Source organism: Paenibacillus sp. KS1, from assembly GCF_001680695.1.
Taxonomy (GTDB): domain Bacteria; phylum Bacillota; class Bacilli; order Paenibacillales; family Paenibacillaceae; genus Paenibacillus_B; species Paenibacillus_B suaedae.
Window position 1 is genome coordinate 1 of record NZ_MAIS01000228.1, and the last position, 1379, is coordinate 1379.

Annotated in this window: 1 protein-coding gene; it reads left to right on the forward strand. The window is 47.6% G+C overall.

Annotation, left to right across the window (positions count from 1 at the left end):
• Positions 1–1125, forward strand: a 1125-nt coding sequence (locus BBG47_RS27985) for an extracellular solute-binding protein (protein ID WP_065294465.1), incomplete at its 5' end; no start/stop codon positions are given.
• Positions 1126–1379 lie beyond the last annotated feature (254 nt).

Genomic DNA, 1379 nt, shown 5'->3' on the forward strand with positions numbered 1-1379 from the left:
GAAAAACTGCTGGACAAGCACAAGCCGGACATCGTGCTGCTGAGTGAGCATATGTTCGAATCGTATGCGCAGCAAGGAAAGCTCTATGCGTTGGATGACATTATTGCACAAGAAAAATTCGACCTGGAAGGCTACATGCCGGGCGTGATCGATATGATTCGTACGAAAGGAAGAGGGAAGCTGTACGGGCTGACCCCTTATTTTTATAATCAAGTGATTTATTACAATCGCGACTTGTTCCAAGCGTACAACATCGAACTACCGCACAACAAGATGAGCTGGCAGGAAGTGCTGTCTTTATCCAAGCGCTTTGACGATATGAGAACAGGCACTAACGAAATTTACGGTTTGTATCAAAGGCCTTCCGAATTATTGATAAATATCGCATCGACTTCTTCCCTTCAAGTCGTTGACGCGAAGGGAGAGAAGATGCGCATCCGATCCGACGGGTGGAAGCAAGCCATTCGGATGGCAACGGATGCGGTGCGGAATTATCCGCCCGTACAAGTAGAAGGAATGAACAATCTGTTCCTTCAGGGGAAGGCGGCCATGGTCATGGATGGCCCTTGGTTCGCCAAAGAGCTGCGGCGTGCCCCTCTGCGCGATAAAAAATTGAGCTCTATCAATTGGGATATCGTTACGGTACCGATCGACCTAGCAAGACCTGACGAGTCCTCTAAGGTGCGCTTGTCGGAAATTTTTGCGGTAATGGCGGACTCCGCGAACAAGCGGGCTGCCTGGGAGTTCGTCCAATTCGTCAATGGATCGAGCATGGAGAAGGTTGCTTCCCGCAATCCGATATCTACTTTGCCGACGAGAAACCAATTTTTCAAGGAATTGGAGGGCAGGAGCACAGAACCGTTCTATATGTTGAAGCCCAGGTCATCTACGGAATCTTCGCCTGCTGAAGGGAGCTTGGGATTCTGGGTAGGGTACGGCAACAAACATGTGCCGGAAGACTTCTACTCACCGTTCAGTGAATTGTTGGACAAAACTTTGCAAGCGGTCATGCAGCGCGAGATGACGCCGGATGAGGCGGTCAATGAGCTGGAAGCGAAGGGGCAGCAAATGCTGAACAAGGCGCATACAGAGGAGAGGGAGAAAAAAGAGCAGACCTCTCCCTGAAAAGTTGATTACAGGGGAACCTTCTGTATTCTGACGTTCTCTTTCAAGTGAATAACAAAGGATTGCCCTTTTGTCTTATAGCGATCCAATCGTTCGATTATGAAGTATACATAGACATGGAGGCAAGTAAGAAGAAAGGGTTCTTAGACGATGATCAACCTGCGCACATTTTTCATGAAATACATTTTTGTCATGATTGCGGAAAATTTGTTTATAGTATTTCAACTTTAGGAGGGAATCGAAATGAATGTGAA